This is a genomic window from Blautia sp. AF19-10LB (assembly GCF_003461245.1).
Classification (GTDB): domain Bacteria; phylum Bacillota; class Clostridia; order Lachnospirales; family Lachnospiraceae; genus Blautia_A; species Blautia_A intestinihominis.
Window position 1 is genome coordinate 17,372 of record NZ_QTWS01000028.1, and the last position, 20,601, is coordinate 37,972.

Annotated in this window: 18 protein-coding genes; 12 read left to right on the forward strand and 6 right to left on the reverse strand. The window is 46.4% G+C overall.

Translation table 11 applies throughout. The features are described 5' to 3' along the window. The first annotated feature begins 190 nt into the window (after positions 1-190). The 7 genes from yedE to DWX28_RS14365 all read left to right on the forward strand — a co-directional run bounded on the left by yedE (position 191) and on the right by DWX28_RS14365 (position 6,310). Positions 191-1,252: a YedE family putative selenium transporter gene (yedE, locus tag DWX28_RS14335; RefSeq protein WP_118253269.1), complete on the forward strand. Its 1,062-nt coding sequence runs from the start codon at positions 191-193 to the stop codon at positions 1,250-1,252. Between the two features lie 13 nt (positions 1,253-1,265). Then, entirely contained in the window at positions 1,266-1,472 is a 207-nt protein-coding gene (locus DWX28_RS14340; protein ID WP_118253273.1) for a sulfurtransferase TusA family protein, read from the forward strand. Then, complete coding sequence (locus tag DWX28_RS14345) at positions 1,469-1,711, forward strand: DUF3343 domain-containing protein (protein ID WP_173905861.1); 243 nt, start codon at positions 1,469-1,471, stop codon at positions 1,709-1,711. The genes DWX28_RS14340 and DWX28_RS14345 overlap by 4 nt, the downstream gene beginning before the upstream one ends. 137 nt (positions 1,712-1,848) lie before the next feature. Next, positions 1,849-2,349: a transcription elongation factor GreA gene (gene greA / locus DWX28_RS14350; protein WP_022215114.1), complete on the forward strand. Its 501-nt coding sequence runs from the start codon at positions 1,849-1,851 to the stop codon at positions 2,347-2,349. Between the two features lie 133 nt (positions 2,350-2,482). Then, positions 2,483-4,249 (forward strand): Na/Pi cotransporter family protein, encoded by a 1,767-nt coding sequence (locus DWX28_RS14355; protein WP_118253279.1) that lies wholly within the window; start codon positions 2,483-2,485, stop codon positions 4,247-4,249. 58 nt (positions 4,250-4,307) lie between these two features. Continuing rightward, entirely contained in the window at positions 4,308-4,976 is a 669-nt protein-coding gene (locus DWX28_RS14360; RefSeq protein ID WP_118253282.1) for a winged helix-turn-helix domain-containing protein, read from the forward strand. Positions 4,977-4,978: 2 nt separating this feature from the next. Then, a complete protein-coding gene (locus tag DWX28_RS14365) occupies positions 4,979-6,310 on the forward strand; it encodes a sensor histidine kinase (protein WP_118253286.1) in 1,332 nt (443 codons plus the stop codon). 52 nt (positions 6,311-6,362) lie between these two features. Here DWX28_RS14365 and nagB read toward each other — a convergent pair whose 3' ends face one another. After that, positions 6,363-7,094 (reverse strand): glucosamine-6-phosphate deaminase, encoded by a 732-nt coding sequence (gene nagB, locus DWX28_RS14370; protein ID WP_118253291.1) that lies wholly within the window; start codon positions 7,092-7,094, stop codon positions 6,363-6,365. Between the two features lie 63 nt (positions 7,095-7,157). Then, positions 7,158-8,063 (reverse strand): AraC family transcriptional regulator, encoded by a 906-nt coding sequence (locus DWX28_RS14375; RefSeq protein WP_118253295.1) that lies wholly within the window; start codon positions 8,061-8,063, stop codon positions 7,158-7,160. A 252-nt stretch (positions 8,064-8,315) separates the two neighbouring features. On the opposite strand from DWX28_RS14375, the gene DWX28_RS14380 reads away from it, so the two are divergent. Together DWX28_RS14380 and DWX28_RS14385 are read left to right on the forward strand one after the other, a co-directional pair. After that, positions 8,316-9,245, forward strand: a complete 930-nt coding sequence (locus DWX28_RS14380) for a sugar phosphate nucleotidyltransferase (protein ID WP_118253325.1) — start codon at positions 8,316-8,318, stop codon at positions 9,243-9,245. Beyond that, positions 9,246-10,349, forward strand: a complete 1,104-nt coding sequence (locus tag DWX28_RS14385) for a phosphotransferase enzyme family protein (protein ID WP_022215121.1) — start codon at positions 9,246-9,248, stop codon at positions 10,347-10,349. It begins immediately after the preceding gene. Between the two features lie 60 nt (positions 10,350-10,409). Here DWX28_RS14385 and DWX28_RS14390 read toward each other — a convergent pair whose 3' ends face one another. The 3 genes from DWX28_RS14390 to DWX28_RS14400 all read right to left on the reverse strand — a co-directional run bounded on the left by DWX28_RS14390 (position 10,410) and on the right by DWX28_RS14400 (position 13,470). Beyond that, a complete protein-coding gene (locus DWX28_RS14390; RefSeq protein WP_022215122.1) occupies positions 10,410-11,255 on the reverse strand; it encodes a carbohydrate ABC transporter permease in 846 nt (281 codons plus the stop codon). Continuing rightward, positions 11,255-12,142: a carbohydrate ABC transporter permease gene (locus tag DWX28_RS14395; RefSeq protein ID WP_022215123.1), complete on the reverse strand. Its 888-nt coding sequence runs from the start codon at positions 12,140-12,142 to the stop codon at positions 11,255-11,257. Before DWX28_RS14395 ends, DWX28_RS14390 begins: the two co-directional genes overlap by 1 nt. A gap of 89 nt (positions 12,143-12,231) precedes the next feature. Then, on the reverse strand, positions 12,232-13,470 hold the full coding sequence (locus tag DWX28_RS14400; protein ID WP_022215124.1) for an ABC transporter substrate-binding protein: 1,239 nt from the start codon (positions 13,468-13,470) through the stop codon (positions 12,232-12,234). Between the two features lie 367 nt (positions 13,471-13,837). Here DWX28_RS14400 and galE point away from each other — a divergent pair, with 367 nt between their 5' ends. After that, positions 13,838-14,854 (forward strand): UDP-glucose 4-epimerase GalE, encoded by a 1,017-nt coding sequence (gene galE, locus DWX28_RS14405; RefSeq protein WP_022215125.1) that lies wholly within the window; start codon positions 13,838-13,840, stop codon positions 14,852-14,854. Positions 14,855-14,939: 85 nt separating this feature from the next. Here galE and DWX28_RS14410 read toward each other — a convergent pair whose 3' ends face one another. Next, a complete protein-coding gene (locus DWX28_RS14410) occupies positions 14,940-16,418 on the reverse strand; it encodes a DUF1846 domain-containing protein (protein WP_022215126.1) in 1,479 nt (492 codons plus the stop codon). A gap of 183 nt (positions 16,419-16,601) precedes the next feature. Between DWX28_RS14410 and ftsH the strand changes: the two genes are divergently transcribed. Then, positions 16,602-18,716, forward strand: coding sequence for an ATP-dependent zinc metalloprotease FtsH (gene ftsH, locus DWX28_RS14415; protein ID WP_118253297.1), 2,115 nt, complete (start codon positions 16,602-16,604; stop codon positions 18,714-18,716). A gap of 15 nt (positions 18,717-18,731) precedes the next feature. Further along, the gene (gene uvrC, locus DWX28_RS14420) at positions 18,732-20,600 is read left to right on the forward strand and encodes an excinuclease ABC subunit UvrC (RefSeq protein WP_022215128.1); all 1,869 of its coding nucleotides are present in this window, start codon (positions 18,732-18,734) and stop codon (positions 20,598-20,600) included. Position 20,601: the final 1 nt, after the last annotated feature.

The window sequence follows — 20,601 nt, forward strand, 5'->3', positions numbered from 1 at the left end:
AATTACCTCACGTACTTTTATTAGATCATAATTCTGAGTATAGCATAATTTATAAATATTATCTATAAGTAGCTATAAAATACGACTATATTTAATTAGTGAAAAATGCTCAACAATGGTATGATAATACAAAGAAAATATGCTGATACCAAAATCTTTCAGCATTGAGGGAAAGGGAGGTTATTCACTAATGAAAAAAGAAAAAACAACAATTGTTGTAGCTGGCGTGCTCATCGGTGTGATCGCAGCTATGCTGGTATTTTTTGGAAATCCGGCAAATATGGGATTCTGTATTGCCTGCTTCCTCCGTGATACCACAGGTGCGCTCGGACTTCATTCCGCAGCAGCCGTACAGTACATCCGTCCGGAGATCATCGGACTTGTGCTGGGTGCATGTATCGTGTCACTGATCACCAAAGAGTTCCGTCCAAGAGGAGGCTCTGCACCGGTGACAAGATTTGTTCTGGGTGCTTTTGTTATGATCGGATGCCTGATGTTCCTTGGCTGTCCGTTCCGTATGATCCTGCGTCTGGCAGGCGGTGACGGAAATGCCATCTTCGGTCTGGTTGGTTTCGTGGCAGGTATCCTGACAGGAACATTCTTCCTCAAGAAAGGCTACACTCTGAAACGTTCCTACAAGATGCCGAAACTTGAAGGTGGTATTTTCCCGGTAGTTCAGATCGTAATGCTGCTCCTTCTTGTGGCAGCACCGGCATTTATCTACTTTACAGAGCCGGACGGCGGCCCTGGAGCAAAGCATGCGGCAATTCTGATCTCACTGGCAGCAGGTGTGATCGTTGGTATCCTTGCACAGAGAACCCGTCTCTGCATGGTCGGCGGAATCCGTGATGCAGTTCTGTTTGGCGAGTTCAAGCTTCTGTTTGGTTTTGTTGCGATCCTTGTCAGTGCACTGATCGTAAATGTGATTCTTGGATATTTCCATCCGGGATTTGCCGGTCAGCCGATCGCACATACAGATGGACTCTGGAATGCACTTGGTATGTATCTTGCCGGTTTTGGCTGTATCCTTCTCGGTGGCTGCCCGATGCGCCAGCTCATTCTCTCCGGTGAGGGAAATACAGACTCTGTTGTGACCGTTCTCGGCCTGATGGCAGGAGCTGCTTTTGCCCACAACTTCGGTCTGGCATCTTCAGCAGATGGCCCGACAGCAAACGGCAAGATCGCAGTTGTGATCGGTATCATTGTTGTAGCAGTGATCGGCGTGGTCAATTCCAGGCGAAAAGAAGCCTGAAAGGAGATAAAATATGAAAAGAGTAGATGCAAGAGGACTGTCCTGCCCGGAACCAGTCATCCAGACAAAAAATGCCATGGCGTCCAGAGCAGCTCAGTATGAAGTTCTGGTAGACAATGTGGTGGCAAAAGAAAATGTCTCTCGTTTTGCAATCCATCAGGGCTATCAGGTCGAGGTGGAAGAACAGGGCGATGATTTCCTGCTCAGGATAAAGAAATGATGAAATATATAGCGACGTTTTATTCTCATTATGGTGCGATCCAGTACCGGAAGAACTGTGAGAAGATGGACCTGGAGGCGGTTGTCATGCCGGTTCCCAGAGACTTGAGTTCTTCCTGCGGAACCTGTGTGCGCTTCGAGGCGGAAGGGGAATTCCCGGAGCGAAACGAAGAAGTGGAACAGATCGTCCGGATCGAAGATTCAGGATATGTGCGTATCTATCATGCAGATGAAGAATAAAAAATATTAAGAGGAGCTTTCGGGCTTCTCTTTTTTTGACGTGAGATTGTACGAAAATGTAAATTCGTGTATACTAGGGATAAAATAAAAAGCCACATCAGCTTTAAAGATGCGGCACAGAATCAGGAGTGAGAACAATGAGAGAAAAACTGACCAAGAGAGACGTAGAAAAGATAGAAGAAGAGATCGAGCACCGTAAGCTTGTCATCCGAAAGGAAGCCATCGAGGCGGTCAAGGAAGCGCGTGCGCAAGGCGACCTGAGTGAGAACTTTGAATACTACGCTGCAAAGAAACACAAGAACCAGAACGAGAGCAGGATCCGTTACCTGGAGAGAATGCTCAAGACAGCAGAAGTCGTAGAGGATACTTCCAGGTCAGATGAAGTAGGCATGGACGATATCGTAGAAGTCGAATTCGAGGAAGATGGCGAAGTGGAGAAATACAAACTCGTCACTTCGATCCGTGGAAATTCGATGGAAAACCGTGTCAGCATCGAATCCCCGATCGGCAAAGCACTCAAGGGACACCGCGTCGGCGACAGAGTCAAAGTACAGGTGAACGAAAACGTAAGCTACTATCTGCGCATCCGCTCTATCGATAAGACAGGGGACGAAGGAGAAGACATCCGCAGCTTCTGACGGAAAAAATCCGCCAAAAAGCGTTTTTTTTCTGTGAAATTCGATTTTACAAAGATTTAACATAAAACTGGTGAGAACTTTACACGATGTCAATATGATGAAACCATATTAAATCTGAGCAAAGGAGAACATTATGGATTTTTTCAGCATATTAACATTGTTGGGCGGTCTTGCCATGTTTTTGTATGGAATGCAGGTTATGGGCGATGGTCTGGCAAAAGTATCAGGAGGTAAACTGGAGCAGATCCTGGAAAACTTAACTTCAAGCAAATGGAAAGCAGTACTTCTCGGAATGTGCGTGACAGCAGTCATCCAGTCCTCATCCGCAACGACCGTTATGGTAGTCGGATTTGTAAATTCAGGAATCATGAAACTGACACAGGCAGTCGGCATCATCATGGGTGCGAATATCGGAACTACCATCACTTCCTGGCTTCTGAGCCTTACTGGAATTGAGAGCAGCAACTTTTTTATCAGCCTTCTGAAACCGAGTTCTTTTTCACCGGTCCTGGCACTGGTCGGAATCAGCCTTCTGACTTTTACCAAAAGCTCCCGTAAGAAAGATATCGGAACCATCCTTCTGGGATTCGCAGTACTGATGTTTGGTATGGAATCTATGAGCGGCGCAGTAAAACCTCTGGCAGATGTACCGGAATTCACAGGTCTTCTCCTTAAATTCTCCAATCCGGTAGCAGGAATCCTTGCAGGTACGATCCTGACTGCGATCATTCAGTCTTCCTCCGCATCTGTCGGTATCCTTCAGGCACTCTGTATGACAGGTGCAGTTCCATTCAGCTCTGCATTCCCGATCATCATGGGACAGAACATCGGTACCTGTGTGACAGCACTTCTGTCTGCGATCGGTGCAAACAAGAATGCAAAGAGAGCAGCGATGATCCACCTGTACTTCAACCTGATCGGAACCGTTGTGTTCATGTCACTGTTTTACCTTATCAATACAGCGGTACATTTCCCATTTATGACGCAGATGGCAACACCGGCAACGATTGCGATCACACACAGTGTCTTCAATATCACAGCGACGGTTGCATGGCTTCCATTCTCTAACCTTCTTGTGAAACTTGCCTGTCTCACGATCCGTGACGACAAGTCCGATGAAGTCAGCAAGGAAGATCAGGAGTTCATGATCCTGGAATCCAGATTTTTGGAAAAACCGGCTTTTGCCGTAGAGCAGGGAAGAAATGCAGCAAGACATATGGAGCGTGATTCCCGCAAGGCTCTGGATATTTCGCTTGGACTGCTCCGTAACTATGAGGAAGAGCAGGCAGAGCGTGTCCAGAAGATCGAGACAAAAGTAGACCGTTATGAGGATGAACTGGGAACTTATCTGGTGAAGCTGAATAACAAAGACCTCTCCGAGAAGGACAGCCACAGCGTTTCCATCATGCTTCACTGCATCGGTGATTTCGAGCGTATCTCAGATCATGCGGTAAATATTATGGAATCCGCAAGAGAGCTTCACGAAAAGAATCTCAGTTTCTCGCCGGAGGCCAGAACGGAACTTCAGGTTCTGGTCAGTGTAGTCGGCAGGATCGTAGATACTGCATATGACGTATTCGACAAGCAGGATATGAACCTCACCCGTGATGTAGAGCCTCTGGAAGAAATGGTGGATGAGCTGAGCAGGGAGATGAAACGTCGCCATGTCAACCGTCTGCGTTCTGGAGAATGTACGATCGAGATGGGATTTATCCTCACAGACCTGATCACCAGTCTGGAACGTATCGCAGACCATTGTTCCAACATCAGCGTCTGCGTAACACAGGTAAGAGAGAATCTTTATGATACACACAGTCATCTGGAGAGCCTCAAAAACGAACCAGATGAAGGCTATTACAATCGTCTGGAAGAACTGCAGAGAGAGTATGTACTTCCGTAAAAGATACACACAGTAACGGCAGATTCCGGACAGAAAGGGAAATAACAGTTACAACAGAATGATCTATTGTGTAGAAGATGAAAGAAATATCAGAGAGCTTTTGATCTATACCCTGGAAACGACAGGATTTTCAGCAAAGGGTGTGTCGAATGGGAAAGAACTCCGGGCACTTCTTAAAGAAGAACTCCCGGATCTTATCCTTCTGGACATCATGCTTCCGGGGGAAGACGGATACAGCATTCTCGAACGGCTCAAAGCTTCACAGGAGACCAAAAATATCCCGGTGATCATGGTCACGGCAAAAGAAGCCGAATTTGACAAGGTCCGCGGGTTGGAAGCAGGAGCCGATGATTATATCACAAAACCTTTTGGAATGATGGAATTTGTCGCCAGAGTAAAGGCGGTCCTGCGCCGCTGTTCCAGACAGGAGGACGACAAAGAACTGAAATGTCAGGATCTGACACTGTCTGTCGGAAAGCACAAAGTCTGCTGGAAGGGCGAAAAGATCGAACTGACACGTAAGGAATTTGAACTTCTTCAGTATCTGATGGAAAACAAGGGACTGGTCATGACGAGAAATCAGATCCTCTGCCATGTATGGGGATATGATTTTGACGGCGAGACAAGGACAGTCGATGTACATGTCCGTACCCTGAGACAGAAGCTTGGGGAAGCCGGAAATCTGGTCGAGACGGTTCGAGGCGTAGGCTACCGGATCGGAGCATAAAAATGAGAAAAAAGATATTAAACCATACCTGTCTGCTCGTAGTCCTGTCAGTGCTTATGACGTTCCTTGCAGCGAGTCTGGTCATGTACAGCAAGTATAATGAAGATCTGAAGCAGAGCGTCCGGGACAGTACAAAATACATCCAGGACAGCGTAGAAAAGATGGGCGAATCCTATCTGGACAAGGATCTTGGCAAAGCTTCCGCTGCCCGTATCACACTTCTGGACAGTGAAGGAAATGTTTTGTTTGATTCACTGGAAGATCCGACGGAGCTTGCCAATCACAGCAACCGTCCGGAATTTATTCAGGCAGAAAAAGAAGGCTATGCGGAGACTCTGCGTTATTCAGAGACACTTTCAAAGCAGAATTTTTACTGTGCGGTGAAACTTTCCAATGGAGATATCCTCCGTGTGGGAAGAACGACAGACAGTGTCTTTTCGACAATGGTCTCCAGTTCGACACTTTTTGGTGCGCTTTTGCTTCTGATTCTGGTGCTGGCATTTATCCTTGTCCGGAAACAGACACAGGACCTAATCGAGCCGATCAATACACTGGATCTGGAACATCCGCTTGGAGAAGTCCGCTATGAGGAACTGCGACCTCTTCTGGAGCGTGTAGATGAGCAGAACCACCAGATCGCGAAACAGATGGAAGAGCTCAAGGAGGCAGAGGCTGTCCGCAGGGAATTTTCTGCGAATGTTTCTCACGAGCTTAAGACACCGTTGATGTCGATCTCCGGTTATGCGGAGCTGATGATGAACGGGATGGTTCCGGGAGACAAGATACAGGAGTTTTCCGGAAGGATCTACCACGAGGCAAGCCGTTTAAGTACATTGGTGACAGATATCATCCAGTTGTCGAGGCTGGATGAGAAGGATAGCGATATGCCATTTGAGCCGGTGGATCTGTATGAGCTGTCAGAGGATATCGTCCTTCATCTGGACAGTGCAGCATCAAAGAAGAATATTCAGTTACAGCTTGAGGGAGCGTCAGTTTCCGTCGAGGGTGTGCGTCAGGTCCTCTATGAGATGCTGTACAATATTGCGGACAATGCAGTACGCTATACGAATAAAGATGGGATCGTAAAGATCTTTGTAGGGCAGAGAGGAAGCCATCCATATTACCGTGTGGAGGATAATGGTATCGGTATCCCGAAAGAAGAGCAGAAGAGGATCTTTGAACGATTCTACAGGGTGGACAAGAGTCATTCCCGTGAAACCGGTGGAACAGGGCTTGGACTTTCAATCGTAAAGCACGGTGCGATCCTTCATAACGCAGAGATCGTCTTGGACAGCGAACCGGGACAGGGCACAAAAATGGAGCTGGTCTTTTGACAGACTGGCTCCATTTTTGTGCGTTGTAAAAGAAATAAATTTGAAGGCGAAATCAAAGATCCATCTCGGAAAGGGCTGCTTCATCAGCGATGATCGTGCAGTCCGGATGGAACTGAAGGATAGATCCCGGAACTTCTGGTGTGACAGGTCCCTGGATCACCTGTTTCAGAATCGCTGCCTTATCCTTACCGCTGACAAGAACGATCAGCTTACGGCAGCGCATGATGGTTCCAATCCCCATGGTGTATGCCTGACGAGGAACATCTTCTTCGCTGGCAAAGAAGCGCTTATTTGCCTGGATCGTTGTTTCAGTCAGATTCACACAGTGCGTCTCATCTTCGAAATGGTTGGATGGCTCGTTGAAGCCGATGTGTCCGTCGTGACCAAGCCCCAGAAGCTGGATGTCAGCCGGTCCGACGCGGTGGATCAGTTTGGTGTAGGCCTGGCAGCACTTCTCGCTGTCGGTTTCCGTACCGTCCGGAACATAAGTATTGGCATAAGAAATGTTTACGCGGTGAAAAAGATGCGTATTCATGAAATAACGATAGCTCTGTTCATGGGAACCTGGAAGTCCCTTATATTCATCAAGATTTACAGTGGTGATCTGTGAAAAATCCAGATCGCCGTCCTGGTACATTTCTACAAGGCGGTCATAAGTGCCGATCGGTGAAGAGCCGGTGGCCAGACCAAGAACACTGTCTGGTTTCAGAGTGATCTGGGCGGCGATGAGATTGGCAGCCTTGCGGCTGAGTTCCTGATAATTTTTTACTTTGCAGATCTGCATGGTAGTAGTTCCTCCCTGTCCGGTTATGGACGATTGTATTTTATATAGTTTTACCCCGTTATATCAGTTCTGACGCTGTGGGCGTTCAGATAATGCCTTGATAGAAGTTGCGTATTCTGTCGGTGTCATTCCGGACAGTTTCTTGAACTGTCTGGAAAAATAATGGATCGAAGAATAACTCAGGAAATCGGAAATCTGCGTGAAATTCATTTCGTTTTCCCGGATGAGCTGTTTGGCAAAGTCGATCTTCATCCGTGAGAAAAATTCGATCACACCACACTGATATTCTTCGCGAAAAAGTTTCTGCAGCTGTGAGCGCCCGATCATATTGTTCCTTGAGATATCCAGGATCGTCAGTGTTTCCCGGACATGCTGTTCCAGGTAGTGGATGATCTTGCGGCAGGTATCAGAAGTTGTCTGGCAAGGATCGTAGATCCCGGCAGAAGCGGAATAATGTGCGATCGTATAACGCCGGATCACGTGGATCAGAAGCTCCTCAAGGTAAAGTGTCAGAAGCTGCTGGGAACCGAAGGAAATCTCAGGTTTCTTGATCATCTGCTCCAGATAAGGATCGTCCAGAGGTGTTTCAAAACAGTTCCGCGCCTCTGCAATGATGCGTCCGAGGATGCTCCGCTCTGTTTCTGAAAAAGTGAGTATCTTATTTTCAAAAAATTCCATGCACGGCGAATCACAGGAAAATGAGATCACGATGATGCTTGGAGCGGTTTTTCCTGTAGCTTTCAGTGTGTGAAATTCATTTGGGCGGTGAAAGATGACCTGACCACGGGAGAGGGTGTGGCATCCATTGTCTGTAACAACCTCGGCAGCACCGGTGTCCACGCATTGAAATTCCCAGAAGTCGTGGCGTTCGCCGTCAAAATGAAAATCATTCTGATATTCGTAGTAATGGATCGTGTAAATGCTTTTTATGAAAAGTTCCTGGTCCAATGAGACACTCTGATAAGCCACGGGAAGACCTCCTTCATCCACTTGCATTTGTTGATTTATAATATTGTTCTTGGTTCTTATACTAATGAATTTGTGCGAAATAGTCAAACCATAATTGATATTATGCAAAAATATGATGTAATTGTGCAAATACTATTTCTAAAAAAACGCCCATATTAAATAATGGCTGCAGAAATTGAAAATTATTTGTTGTCATATTGGAATTTGTGGTGTACAGTTATTTTTGATTAAGAATACAGGAGGGCGAAAATGATGAAGAAACCAGTTTTAGTAGTAATGGCGGCAGGAATGGGAAGCCGCTATGGAGGTCTGAAACAGATCGATCCGATTGACAAAGAAGGTCATATTATCATGGACTTTTCCATTTATGATGCAGTAAGAGCTGGCTTTGAGAAAGTCGTATTTATTATAAAGAGAGAAAATGAACAGGCATTCCGTGAGGCAATCGGGGATCGTCTGAGCAAACAGATCGAAGTAGCGTATGTTTTCCAGGAACTGACCAATCTTCCGGAAGGTTATGCAGTCCCGGAAGGAAGAGTGAAACCGTGGGGAACCGGCCATGCAGTCTTAAGCTGTATCGATGAGATCGATGGACCTTTTGCTGTTATCAATGCAGATGATTACTATGGTGTACATGCATTCAAGATGGCATATGATTTCCTGACTTCTGAGCAGGAAGAAGGAGATGTTTACCGTTACATGATGGTAGGATACCGCCTTGAGAATACCCTTACAGAGAATGGTCATGTTGCCAGAGGTGTCTGTGTGACAGATGAGGAAGGTCATCTGATCAAGATCAATGAGCGTACCCATATCGAGAAACATGACGGCGGTACAGCATACACAGAGGATGACGGCAAGACATGGACCATGCTTCCGGAGGGCAGCATCGTTTCCATGAATATGTGGGGATTCTCAAACAGCATTTTGAAGGAACTTAAAGAACGTTTTAAACCATTTCTGGATGATGCGATCAAGAATAATCCGATGAAGGGAGAATATTTCCTTCCATTTGTTGTTGACGAACTTCTTCAGGAGCACAAAGCAACTGTCAAAGTTCTCAAGTCCGAGGATAAATGGTACGGAGTTACTTACAAAGAAGATAAACCAATGGTAATGGCTGCAGTTCAGAACCTGAAAGATCAGGGGCTGTATCCGCAGAATTTATGGGAGGAAGCATAAGTGGAGATCGGCAATACAGTACGTGAAGCGATTGACGGCTTCAAATTGCATGGTGAACTCAAAGAGTGCATCAGATATGGAAGCGGTCATATTAATGATACTTATCGACTGACTTACGAGACATCACAGGGAACGAAACGATATATCCTGCAGAGAATGAGCAGAAATATTTTTAAGAAACCAGTGGAACTGATAGAAAATATCAGCGGTGTTACTTCCTGGCTCCGCAAAAAGATCATCGAGAATGGCGGCGATCCGGAACGAGAGACACTGACACTGGTAAAAAGCCAGACAGGTCTTCCGTATTTTGTGGATTCTGATGGAGAGTACTGGAGAGTCTATCTCTTTATTGAGGGAGCGACCTGCTACGATGCAGTAAAGGACGACAATGATTTCTATCAGAGCGCAGTAGCATTCGGACATTTTCAGCAGCTTCTGGCAGATTATCCGGCAGAGACACTTCATGAGACGATCAAGGATTTCCATAACACACCGGACCGCCTTAAGAAATTCAAGAAAGCTGTTGCAGAGGATGTCTGTGGAAGAGCAGCCTCTGTCCAGAAAGAAATTGATTTTATCCTGGAGAGAGAAGAACTGACACATGCACTGTATGATATGCAGCTTGACGGAAGACTTCCGCTTCGTGTAACACATAATGACACCAAGCTGAACAACATCATGATCGATGACGCGACAGGCAAAGCAATCTGTGTGATCGATCTGGATACAGTCATGCCGGGACTGACAGCGAATGATTTCGGTGATTCTATCCGCTTCGGAGCAAGCACAGCTCTGGAGGACGAGAGAGACCTTTCCAAGGTGTCCTGTGACCTTCATCTCTTTGATGTTTATGCGAAGGGATTTATCGAGGGATGTGGCGGTGCGCTGACAGACCTTGAGATCGAGATGCTTCCGATGGGAGCGATCCTTATGACATTTGAGAATGGAATCCGTTTCCTGACAGACCATCTGGAGGGAGATCATTACTTCCATATCCACAGAGAGGGACATAACCTTGACAGATGCAGGACCCAGCTTACTCTTGTAAAAGACATGCAGGAAAAACTGCCGCAGATGAATGAGATCATCAGAAAATATAAATGATTTTTACAATAAAAAAGCTTCGGAACTTTGAACAGGTTCCGAAGCTTTTTGTTGTATATATCAGCCCTTTACACCACCGGAGGTAAGACCACCGACAAGATGTTTCTCGATCAGTATAAACAGGATGATGACCGGTACTGTTGCAAACAGTGAGGATGCAAACAGATACTGCCATTCTACCATGTTGTAACCGTTGAAGATCGTAATACCGACCGTCAGAGGTTTGAAGACATCTGTTGAGATCAGAGTCAGTGCGACTGTATATTCATTCCATGCGTTGATAAATACGAAGATCAGCGCAGTTACGATACCAGGTGCAGCGACTGGAAGAAGGATGCGGATCAGGGCAGAAACCTTGCCACAGCCGTCAACTGTTGCAGCCTGTTCCATTTCAGGTGAGATAGAAATAAAAGTACCGCGCAGCAGCCAGATCGCGAATGCCTGGTTGAATGCTGCATTGATAAATACAAGACCAACGAGACTGTCTGTCATACCGAAGGTTGACATGATCTTGTAGATACCTACCAGAAGGACTACAGGAGCAAACATCTGGGAGATGATAACGATACCCAGGAAGATCTTTTTGCCCTTAAACTTCATTCGTGCAAGTGCATAAGCTGCAGGAATACCACATACGATCGCGATCAGAGTGGAGCCACCTGCAACGACCAGGGAGTTGATGAAATATCTGGAAAGTGGAGCCAGTGTCCAGATATCCTTGAAGTTCTGCCAGAGCCAGTGGACCGGGAGAAGTGTTCCCTTGGTTGCGTAGATTTCTGCACGGCTCTTGGCGGCAGTCGTAAACATAACAAAGTATGGATACAGCGTAATCAATACGACCAGAATGACAAAAACATAAAGAAGAACCCGAAGGAGTGTGCTTTTTGTGTCGCGTGAATGTTTCATTAGTCTTCCTCCTCCTTTCTAAGTGAAAGTACCATATAAACAGAAGCGCATGCACACAGGATCAGGAATCCGATCACGGATACTGCAGCTGCTTCACCGGATTTGCCTTTGTAGAAAGCAAGTTTATAGAGATAGGTAACAAGGGTATCGGTACGGCTTGCCGGGTCGCCCTTGGTAATTGTCCATATGATAGGGAAGGAGTTGAATACATAAATGATATTCAACACAGTACTTACCGTCAGAGAAGATTTTACCAGCGGAAGTGTGATCTTGAACAGCTTCTGCCAGTAGTTGGCACCGTCAACGGTAGCCGCTTCATAATAAGAGTTGTCGATACTCTGCAGACCGGAAAGTACACAGAAAGTAACAAATGGTACAGTAACAAAAATACCTACAAAAATTTCCCATGCAAAATATGCTTCCGGGGTAGGAGTCCAGTTGACCGGACTAGAGATCAGTCCAAGTTTCAGTAAAAGGGTGTTCAGTGCACCGTAATCCTTGTCAATGATGAATTTCCATACGCCTGCCTGGATGATCAGGGAAGTTGCCCATGGGAATACAACAATAGCACGGACTGCTTTACGGAAACGGAATTTGTTATTTAGTACAAGTGCAAGGATAAAACCAAATACAGTAGAAAGTACTACAACAGCAATGGTCCATACAAGGGTATTTTTGAGAACCAGTTTAAAAGTAGATCCCCTGAGGACTTTGGCAAAATTGTCAAATCCACAGAATCCCTTTATCAGACCAGCTTTACTCACTTCGCTCATTGAAGTACGGAAAACTTCAAAGATAGGAAAGAGTATGAAGATTGTCATAAGAAGGATGCTGGGAAGCAGCCACAGATATGGCTCCACAGCAGCCAGAGGTTTCTTTTTTTTCATATTTACACCACCAAATCAATTGTCAAAAAGAATCGGGAGCCGGTCACTAATGTCCGGCTCCCGGTTAAGTCGTATCTCTAAATCAGGAATCAGCCTGCGATATCAGCCTGAAGATCATCAAGCAGTGTCTGAACGTCGTCGCCAAGGAGTGCGTTCTGCTCTACTTCGATAACGCCCTGCTTTACATCTGCCCATTCTGTCTTGGTTGCCGGGTAGAAGTTGCAGCTCTGCAGGATATCGATCCAGGATGAATAGGTGTCGTCCTCTTTTGCAAGAAGATCTGCTGCTGTCTGAGTGGTTGGAAGGAATCCTTCGTATACCATGTAATCAGCGTAACGAGTGTCATCATAGAAGAAGTCAAAGAACTTGGTGATGGCAGCTGTACGAGCTTCCTGATCCTCAGCGGAGTCATCCTTGAATACTTCAAGACGATCGCAAACGCCCATTGCTACGGATTCGCAGCCCTCATTTGCAGGGATTGTTGTTACATCGTAGTTAATGTCATATCCACCATCGGAGAGATAGGTAGGAATGTTGTTCGGTCCGATCATCATGGCAACTTTGCCTGCACCAAACATATCCTGAAGGTCATAACGTGTTTCGTTAGCCGGATCGGAGTTGGTGTATCCATCGTTTACAAGACCGAGTGCGAAGTTCAGAGCTTCTACGTTCTTGTCGCTGTTGAGGGCCCAGTCACCATTTTCATCAACGAATCCGCCGCCGTTGTTCCATGTATAATAAGAGAATGCAGCCTGACCTTCGTCAGTTGTCATATCAATACCCCATGGATAAACGTCATCGCCGAATTTATCTTTGATCTTCTTTGCTGCGTCCTGAACTTCTGCCCATGTGGTAGGAACGGTAGCACCTGCTTCTTCAAGGATGTCCTTGTTATAGAAGAGTGCACGGCAGGATGCCAGGATCGGTAATGCGTATACAGTATCATCAATTGTGCTTGCTTCCCAGAATGACGGGAAGAATTTGGACTGAAGATCTTCAGAAGCATATTCTGTTGCAGGCATCAGCAGATCGTCAGCCACATAATCTGCAAGAACGTCGATATTCAGAATATCAGGTGCGTTGTTGTTTGCAACCAGTGTATTTACTTTGGTATAAAGATCGTTCCAGGAAACAATTTCGATGTTCAGATCAATATCTGAGTTTTCAGCTTCGAAATCCTTTTCGAACTGGGACCACCACGCCTGGGTCTGGGTACCATACTGGCTGATGATGACATCCAGAGTTGTCTTGTCGTCTGCTGCGAGAACAGGCTGAGCCATTGTTGCTGTCATTGCCAGTACCATAGCTAATGCGATTTTACGTTTCATATGAAAGTCCTCCCTTTTGTTTGGTGAAACTGACAGAACCGTCAGTTTGGTTTCGTGATAATCACGAATGTATTAGGCTGATTATACCGTTTATAAGACTAAGTGTCAATAAAAATAGACAAAAAAAAACTGAAAATACAAAAAAAACAATGTATATTGCATAAATGGAAATGTTGACAAGTTGCACAAAGATTCAAAATCAGAATCACCAAAACAGAAGTTTCATAACTGCATCAGGTAATAGGTAAAATATGCGGGAGTTTTAGTAAAATATGCGGGAGGTTTTGGGAAAATATTGTGAAAAAAATAAAACAGTGCTACAATGACACCGTAGTAAAACAAAAGCAAATGTCAGGAGGAGTAAATCATGGCAATTTTAGTAACAGGCGGAGCCGGATTTATCGGAAGCCATACTGTAGTAGAACTTCAGAATGCAGGATATGATGTAGTAGTACTGGACAACTTAAGCAACTCCAGCGAGAAGAGTCTGGAACGTGTAGAAAAGATCACAGGAAAACCGGTTAAATTTTATAAAGTAGATATTCTTGACAGAGAAGGACTGAACGAAGTTTTGGAGAAAGAGGATATCGATTCCTGTATCCATTTCGCAGGTCTCAAAGCAGTTGGAGAATCTGTTGTTAAACCATGGGAATATTATGAGAATAACATTGCAGGTACACTTACACTGGTTGATGTAATGAGAAAACATAATGTCAAAAATATTATTTTCTCCTCTTCCGCAACTGTATACGGCGATCCGGCAATCATCCCGATCACAGAGGAATGCCCGAAAGGACAGTGCACCAACCCTTATGGATGGACCAAATCCATGCTGGAGCAGATCCTTACAGATATCCAGAAAGCAGATCCGGAATGGAATGTAGTACTTCTTCGTTACTTCAACCCGATCGGTGCTCACAAGAGCGGTCTTATCGGTGAGAACCCGAATGGTATCCCGAACAACCTGATGCCTTACATCACACAGGTTGCAGTAGGCAAGCTCAAAGAACTCGGCGTATTCGGAAATGACTATGACACACCGGACGGAACTGGTGTCAGAGATTACATCCACGTAGTTGACCTTGCCAAAGGACATGTAAAGGCTGTCCAGAAACTGGAAGACAATTCCGGACTCAGCATCTACAACCTTGGTACAGGTAAAGGATACAGTGTTCTTGACATTGTTAAGAACTTTGAAGCTGCAACAGGCGTTAAGATCCCATACTCTATCAAACCTCGTCGTGCCGGTGATGTTGCAACATGCTATTCCGATGCAACCAAGGCTAAGAAGGAACTTGGATGGGAAGCAGAGTACGATATCAAAGATATGTGTGCAGATTCCTGGAACTTCCAGCAGAAGAACCCGAACGGTTACGAAGACTGATTTTTATAAATACCATATACAATAAGAAACACCCCGGCAGAACGTATTCACAGCGTTCTGCCGGGGTGTTTTGTTTTGAAGAGATTTAGTGATATTTCTTTTCTTTTTCGAATTTCGGTTCACAGGTCAGCTCAATGCCGAGTTTGCGGAATTCCCAGATATCCACGGATGACAGCATGACAGAAGTATGTGCCTGGCATCCCTTGAGTGTGTGGAGCTGTTCCAGAGCCTTACGTGCTTCCGGGTTATCAGCGGCACTGACAGAAAGTGCGATCAGGGTTTCATCTGTATGAAGTCTCGGGTTCTTGCTTCCGAGATATTTGGTCTTGAGTTCCTGGATCGGATGGATCGCCTCCGGTGAGATCACATGATGCTCATGGTCGATGCCTGCGAGTTCCTTGAGTGCATTCAGAAGAAGTGCAGAGGAAGCACCGAGAAGGTCGGAAGTCTTTCCATAAATAATGCGTTCGTCAGGAAGTTCAAGGGCAGCAGCCGGTGCACCGGTCTCCTGTTCTTTGGCAAGGCTGGCAGGAACAACTTTGCGGTCATCGAGGGATGCGTGAGCCTGTTTCAGAAGAAGTTCGATCTTGCGTACTTCTTCCTCAGTACCGTCGCCTGTGAGAAGGGCATCGCAGCTCTTATAGTAACGGCGGATGATCTCCTGGCGGGAAGCTTCACAGCATACTTCGTCATCAACGATGCAGTTTCCGGCCATATTGACACCCATATCTGTAGGGGATTTGTAAGGGCATTCTCCCATGATCTTTTCAAACATTGCCTGGAGAACAGGGAAGATCTCTACGTCACGGTTGTAGTTGACGGTTGTCTCACCGTAAGCTTCCAGATGGAACGGGTCGATCATGTTGACATCATTAAGGTCTGCAGTAGCAGCCTCGTATGCCAGATTGACCGGATGCTTGAGCGGAATGTTCCAGATCGGGAAAGTCTCGAATTTGGCATAGCCGGCAGCAACGCCGCGTTTGTATTCATGGTATACCTGGGAAAGACAGGTTGCCATTTTTCCACTTCCTGGTCCTGGTGCGGTGATGACTACGAGAGGTCTGGTTGTTTCGATATATTCATTTTTGCCATATCCTTCATCGCTCACGATCAGCGGGATATTGCTCGGGTATCCTGGAATACTATAATGGAAGTAAACTTTGATGCCGAGTTTTGCAAGGCGGTTCTTAAAGAGAATAGCACTTTCCTGTCCGGCGTAGCGTGTGATGCATACACTTCCTACATAGAGACCGCGCTCTGTAAAAGCATCGATCAGACGAAGTACATCCTCATCGTAAGTGATTCCGAGGTCACCGCGCATTTTGTTCTTATCAATATCAGAGGCGCTGATGACAATGACAATCTCAGCCTGGTCGCGGAGTTGCATGAGCATGCGGAGCTTGCTGTCCGGCTCAAATCCTGGAAGAACACGGGATGCATGGTAATCATCAAAAAGCTTTCCGCCGAATTCCAGATAGAGCTTGTTGTCAAATTTGCTGATACGGTCGCGGATGTGTTCGGACTGCATAGTTAGATACTTTTCATTATCAAATCCAATTTTCATTTGTCGATTTCCTTTCCATCACAGTTAGCTATAGTAATTAGTTGGGTCTAGCTATCACGTGGATAGTATACTACAGTTATTGTTCACAGGCAATATCCCACTACTACAAACATTCACAGTTTTTCAGTTGATTTATAATGGAAATCTCTTTATAATATAGAAGATAACAAGAGGAGGAAAAGAATGAACGATCATATGGATAAGCGTCCGGATGATAAGCGTCCGAACCGAAATAACCCAGGAAATCAGGGACCGAACAAGAATCGTCAGACCATTCTTGGATTTTTGATCTGTCTCCTGATCAGTTTAGTTTGTCTGAGTTTTGTGACAGATATGATGAGCGATAAATCCAGTGAGATCACATATGATAAATTTATCGAAATGGTAGATAAAGATCAGATCAAAGAAGTGACACTCCAGTCCGGAGTGCTGACTGTCGTTCCAAAACTTCAGAAATCTTATCAGAAAGAAAGCTATAAGGTCAACCAGATGGAGGATACCAGTGCACTGACGCAACGTCTGGAAGGCAAAGGAATTATTTTCAAATATGAACAACCTGATGTGATGGGAGAGTTTGTATCTACCATGATCAGTCTGCTGCTTCCGACGGTAGTGCTGTTCTTTATGCTGATGTATCTTATGCGGCGAATGAACAAAGGTAGTGGCGGCGGCATCATGGGAGTCGGCAAGAGCCGTGCCAAAGCCTACATTCAGAAGGAAACAGGTGTTCTTTTTAAGGATGTAGCAGGACAGGAGGAAGCCAAGGAATCTCTTCAGGAGGTTGTTGATTTCCTGCACAATCCGGGAAAATACACGCAGATCGGTGCGAAACTTCCGAAAGGAGCCCTTCTCGTAGGACCTCCGGGAACAGGTAAGACCCTTCTTGCGAAAGCCGTTGCAGGAGAGGCAAAGGTACCGTTCTTTTCACTTTCCGGTTCCGAATTTGTCGAGATGTTTGTCGGTGTCGGAGCTTCCAGAGTCAGAGATCTGTTTGAGGAAGCCAAGAAGAATGCACCGTGTATCGTGTTTATTGATGAGATCGATGCAATCGGTAAGAGCCGTGATTCCAGATATGGCGGCGGCAATGACGAGCGTGAGCAGACACTGAACCAGCTCCTTGCAGAGATGGATGGTTTTGATACTTCCAAGGGCCTTCTGATCCTGGCGGCAACCAACCGTCCGGAAGTACTTGACCCGGCACTTTTAAGGCCAGGACGTTTTGACCGACGTATCATCGTAGATCGTCCGGATCTCAAGGGCCGTGTAGAGATCCTCAAGGTCCATGCCAAGAATGTCATGCTGGATGAAACTGTGGATCTGGATGCAATCGCACTGGCTACTTCCGGGGCAGTCGGATCTGACCTTGCCAACATGATCAACGAAGCTGCGATCCTTGCTGTCAAGAACGGCCGAAGGGCTGTCTCACAGAAGGATCTTCAGGAATCCGTAGAGGTTGTCCTTGTCGGCAAAGAGAAGAAAGACCGTATCTTAAGCGTGCAGGAGAGACGTATCGTTTCCTACCACGAAGTAGGACATGCACTTGTGAATGCTCTCCAGAAGGATGCAGAACCGGTGCAGAAGATCACGATCGTTCCGCGTACCATGGGAGCACTCGGTTACGTTATGCAGGTTCCGGAGGAAGAGAAATATCTCAATACCCAGAAGGAACTCGAGGCTATGCTGGTTGGATACCTTGGAGGACGTGCGGCTGAGGAGATCGTATTTGATACTGTAACGACAGGTGCAGCCAATGATATCGAGCAGGCGACCAAGGTTGCCCGTGCAATGATCACCCAGTATGGTATGTCACAGAAATTTGGTCTGATGGGACTTGCAACACAGGAGAATCAGTATCTTTCCGGTCGTGCAGTCCTTAACTGTGGTGATGACACAGCGACAGAGATCGACCACGAAGTAATGCAGCTCCTTCATTATTCCTATGAGGAAGCCAAGAGACTTCTGAACGAACACAGAGAAGCACTGGACAAGATCGCTGAGTATCTGATCCGCAGAGAGACGATCACTGGCAAGGAATTCATGAAGATCTTCCGTGCAGTCGAGAGAGGACTTGAGATTCCGGAAAACCTTGACGAACTTCCGGATTTTGACAAGAAAGACGAGGAAAAGCAGCCAGAGACAGAAGTGGATACTCCTGCGAAGGTAAATCTTTCCAAGGAAGCTCTGGCAGAGACAGAAGCGGAAGTCCCTGAGAATCAGGAGACACCAGAAACACCGGCAGAGATTCCGTCCCAGGAAACAGAATCAGAGACATCAGAAGGTAGCAGCACAGAGGCTTAATAAAGGAGCCGCGATATGTTTCAGATTGAAGAAGAATTAAAGAAGCTTCCCGCAAGACCGGGTGTGTATATTATGCACGACGAGCGGGATGCGATCATCTATGTGGGCAAGGCGATCAGTCTCCGCAACCGTGTACGGCAGTATTTTCAGAGCAGCCGCAACAAGGGTGCCAAGATCGAGCAGATGGTCACCCACATATCGAGATTCGAATATATTGTTACAGATTCTGAACTGGAAGCACTCGTTCTGGAGAGCAACCTTATCAAAGAGCACCGTCCGAAATATAATACGATGCTCAAGGATGACAAGAGCTATCCGTTTATCAAGGTCACGGTGCAGGAGGCATATCCCAGAGTTCTGTTTGCCAGGCAGATGAAGAAGGACAAAAACAGATATTTTGGTCCTTATACCAGTGGCGGCGCGGTCAAGGATGTGATCGAGCTGGTACGCAAACTGTACCAGGTTCGCTCCTGCAGCAGGAACCTTCCGCGCGACTGCGGTAAGGACCGGCCATGTCTGTATTACCATATGAAGCAGTGTACCGGACCCTGTACCGGTCATGTGGATCAGAAGCAATACAGGGAAAACATCCAGAAGGTGCTCAGCTTTCTGAATGGCGATTTTCAGGATACGATCGATGAACTCACAGACAAGATGATGACGGCTTCCGAAGAAATGCGATTCGAGGATGCTGCCGGATATCGTGATCTGATCCAGAGTATCCGCAAGATCGGAGAGCGTCAGAAGATCACTGCTTACGGAGAAGAGGACCGCGACATCATTGCTGTGGCGATGGACGAGAGTCTGGATCTCAGGGAACAGGATGCCGTTGTCCAGGTTTTCTTTATGCGAAGCGGCAGGATGATCGGCAGAGATCATTTTTATCTGAGAGTTGCAAGAGGCGATACCCGTTCGCAGGTTCTGTCCAGCTTCCTCAAGCAGTATTATGCGGGAACACCGTTTATACCGAGGGAGATCATGCTTCAGGCTGATATTGAAGACAGAGAAGTGATCGAGGAATGGCTCACATCCCGTCGGAAACAGAAGGTTCATATCGTGATCCCTAAGAAAGGTACCAAGGAAAAAATGGTAGAACTTGCCTGGGAAAATGCCCGTATGGTCCTTGAGAAGGACCGTGAGCGCATCCGCAGGGAGGAAGGCAGAACGATCGGAGCTGTCCATGAGGTAGAGGAATGGCTTGGACTTACAGGAATCAGCCGTATGGAGGCGTTCGATATCTCCAATATCAGTGGTTTTGAGTCCGTTGGTTCCATGGTAGTCTATGAGAAGGGCAAGCCGAAGCGGAGCGATTACCGCAAATTCCGGATCAAGTCTGTTCAGGGTCCGAACGATTATGCCAGTATGGAAGAAGTGCTGACGAGGCGCTTTACACACGAGAGCAATGGAGAGTTCGACAGCTTTGCGAGAATGCCGGATCTGCTTCTGATGGATGGAGGCCGTGGACAGGTCAATATCGCGCTTGGTGTTCTTGAGAAACTGGGCATTGATGTTCCGGTCTGCGGAATGGTCAAGGATGACTATCACCGTACCAGAGGACTTTATTATAATAATGTAGAGATCCCAATTGATACGAATAGTGAGGGATTCCGCCTGATCACCAGGATCCAGGACGAGGCACACCGCTTCGCAATCGAGTATCATCGTTCTCTGAGAAGTAAAGAACAGGTCCACTCGATCCTGGACGATATTCCGGGAATCGGAGAGCGCAGAAGAAAGGCTCTGATGCGCCGTTTCCGCTCGATCGAGGCGATCCGGGATGCTTCTGAGGAAGAACTGGCGCAGACAGAGTCCATGAATGCAGGAAGTGCAAAACAGGTGTATGATTTTTTTCATCGGCCAGATGATCCGGCAAATGAGAAATAAA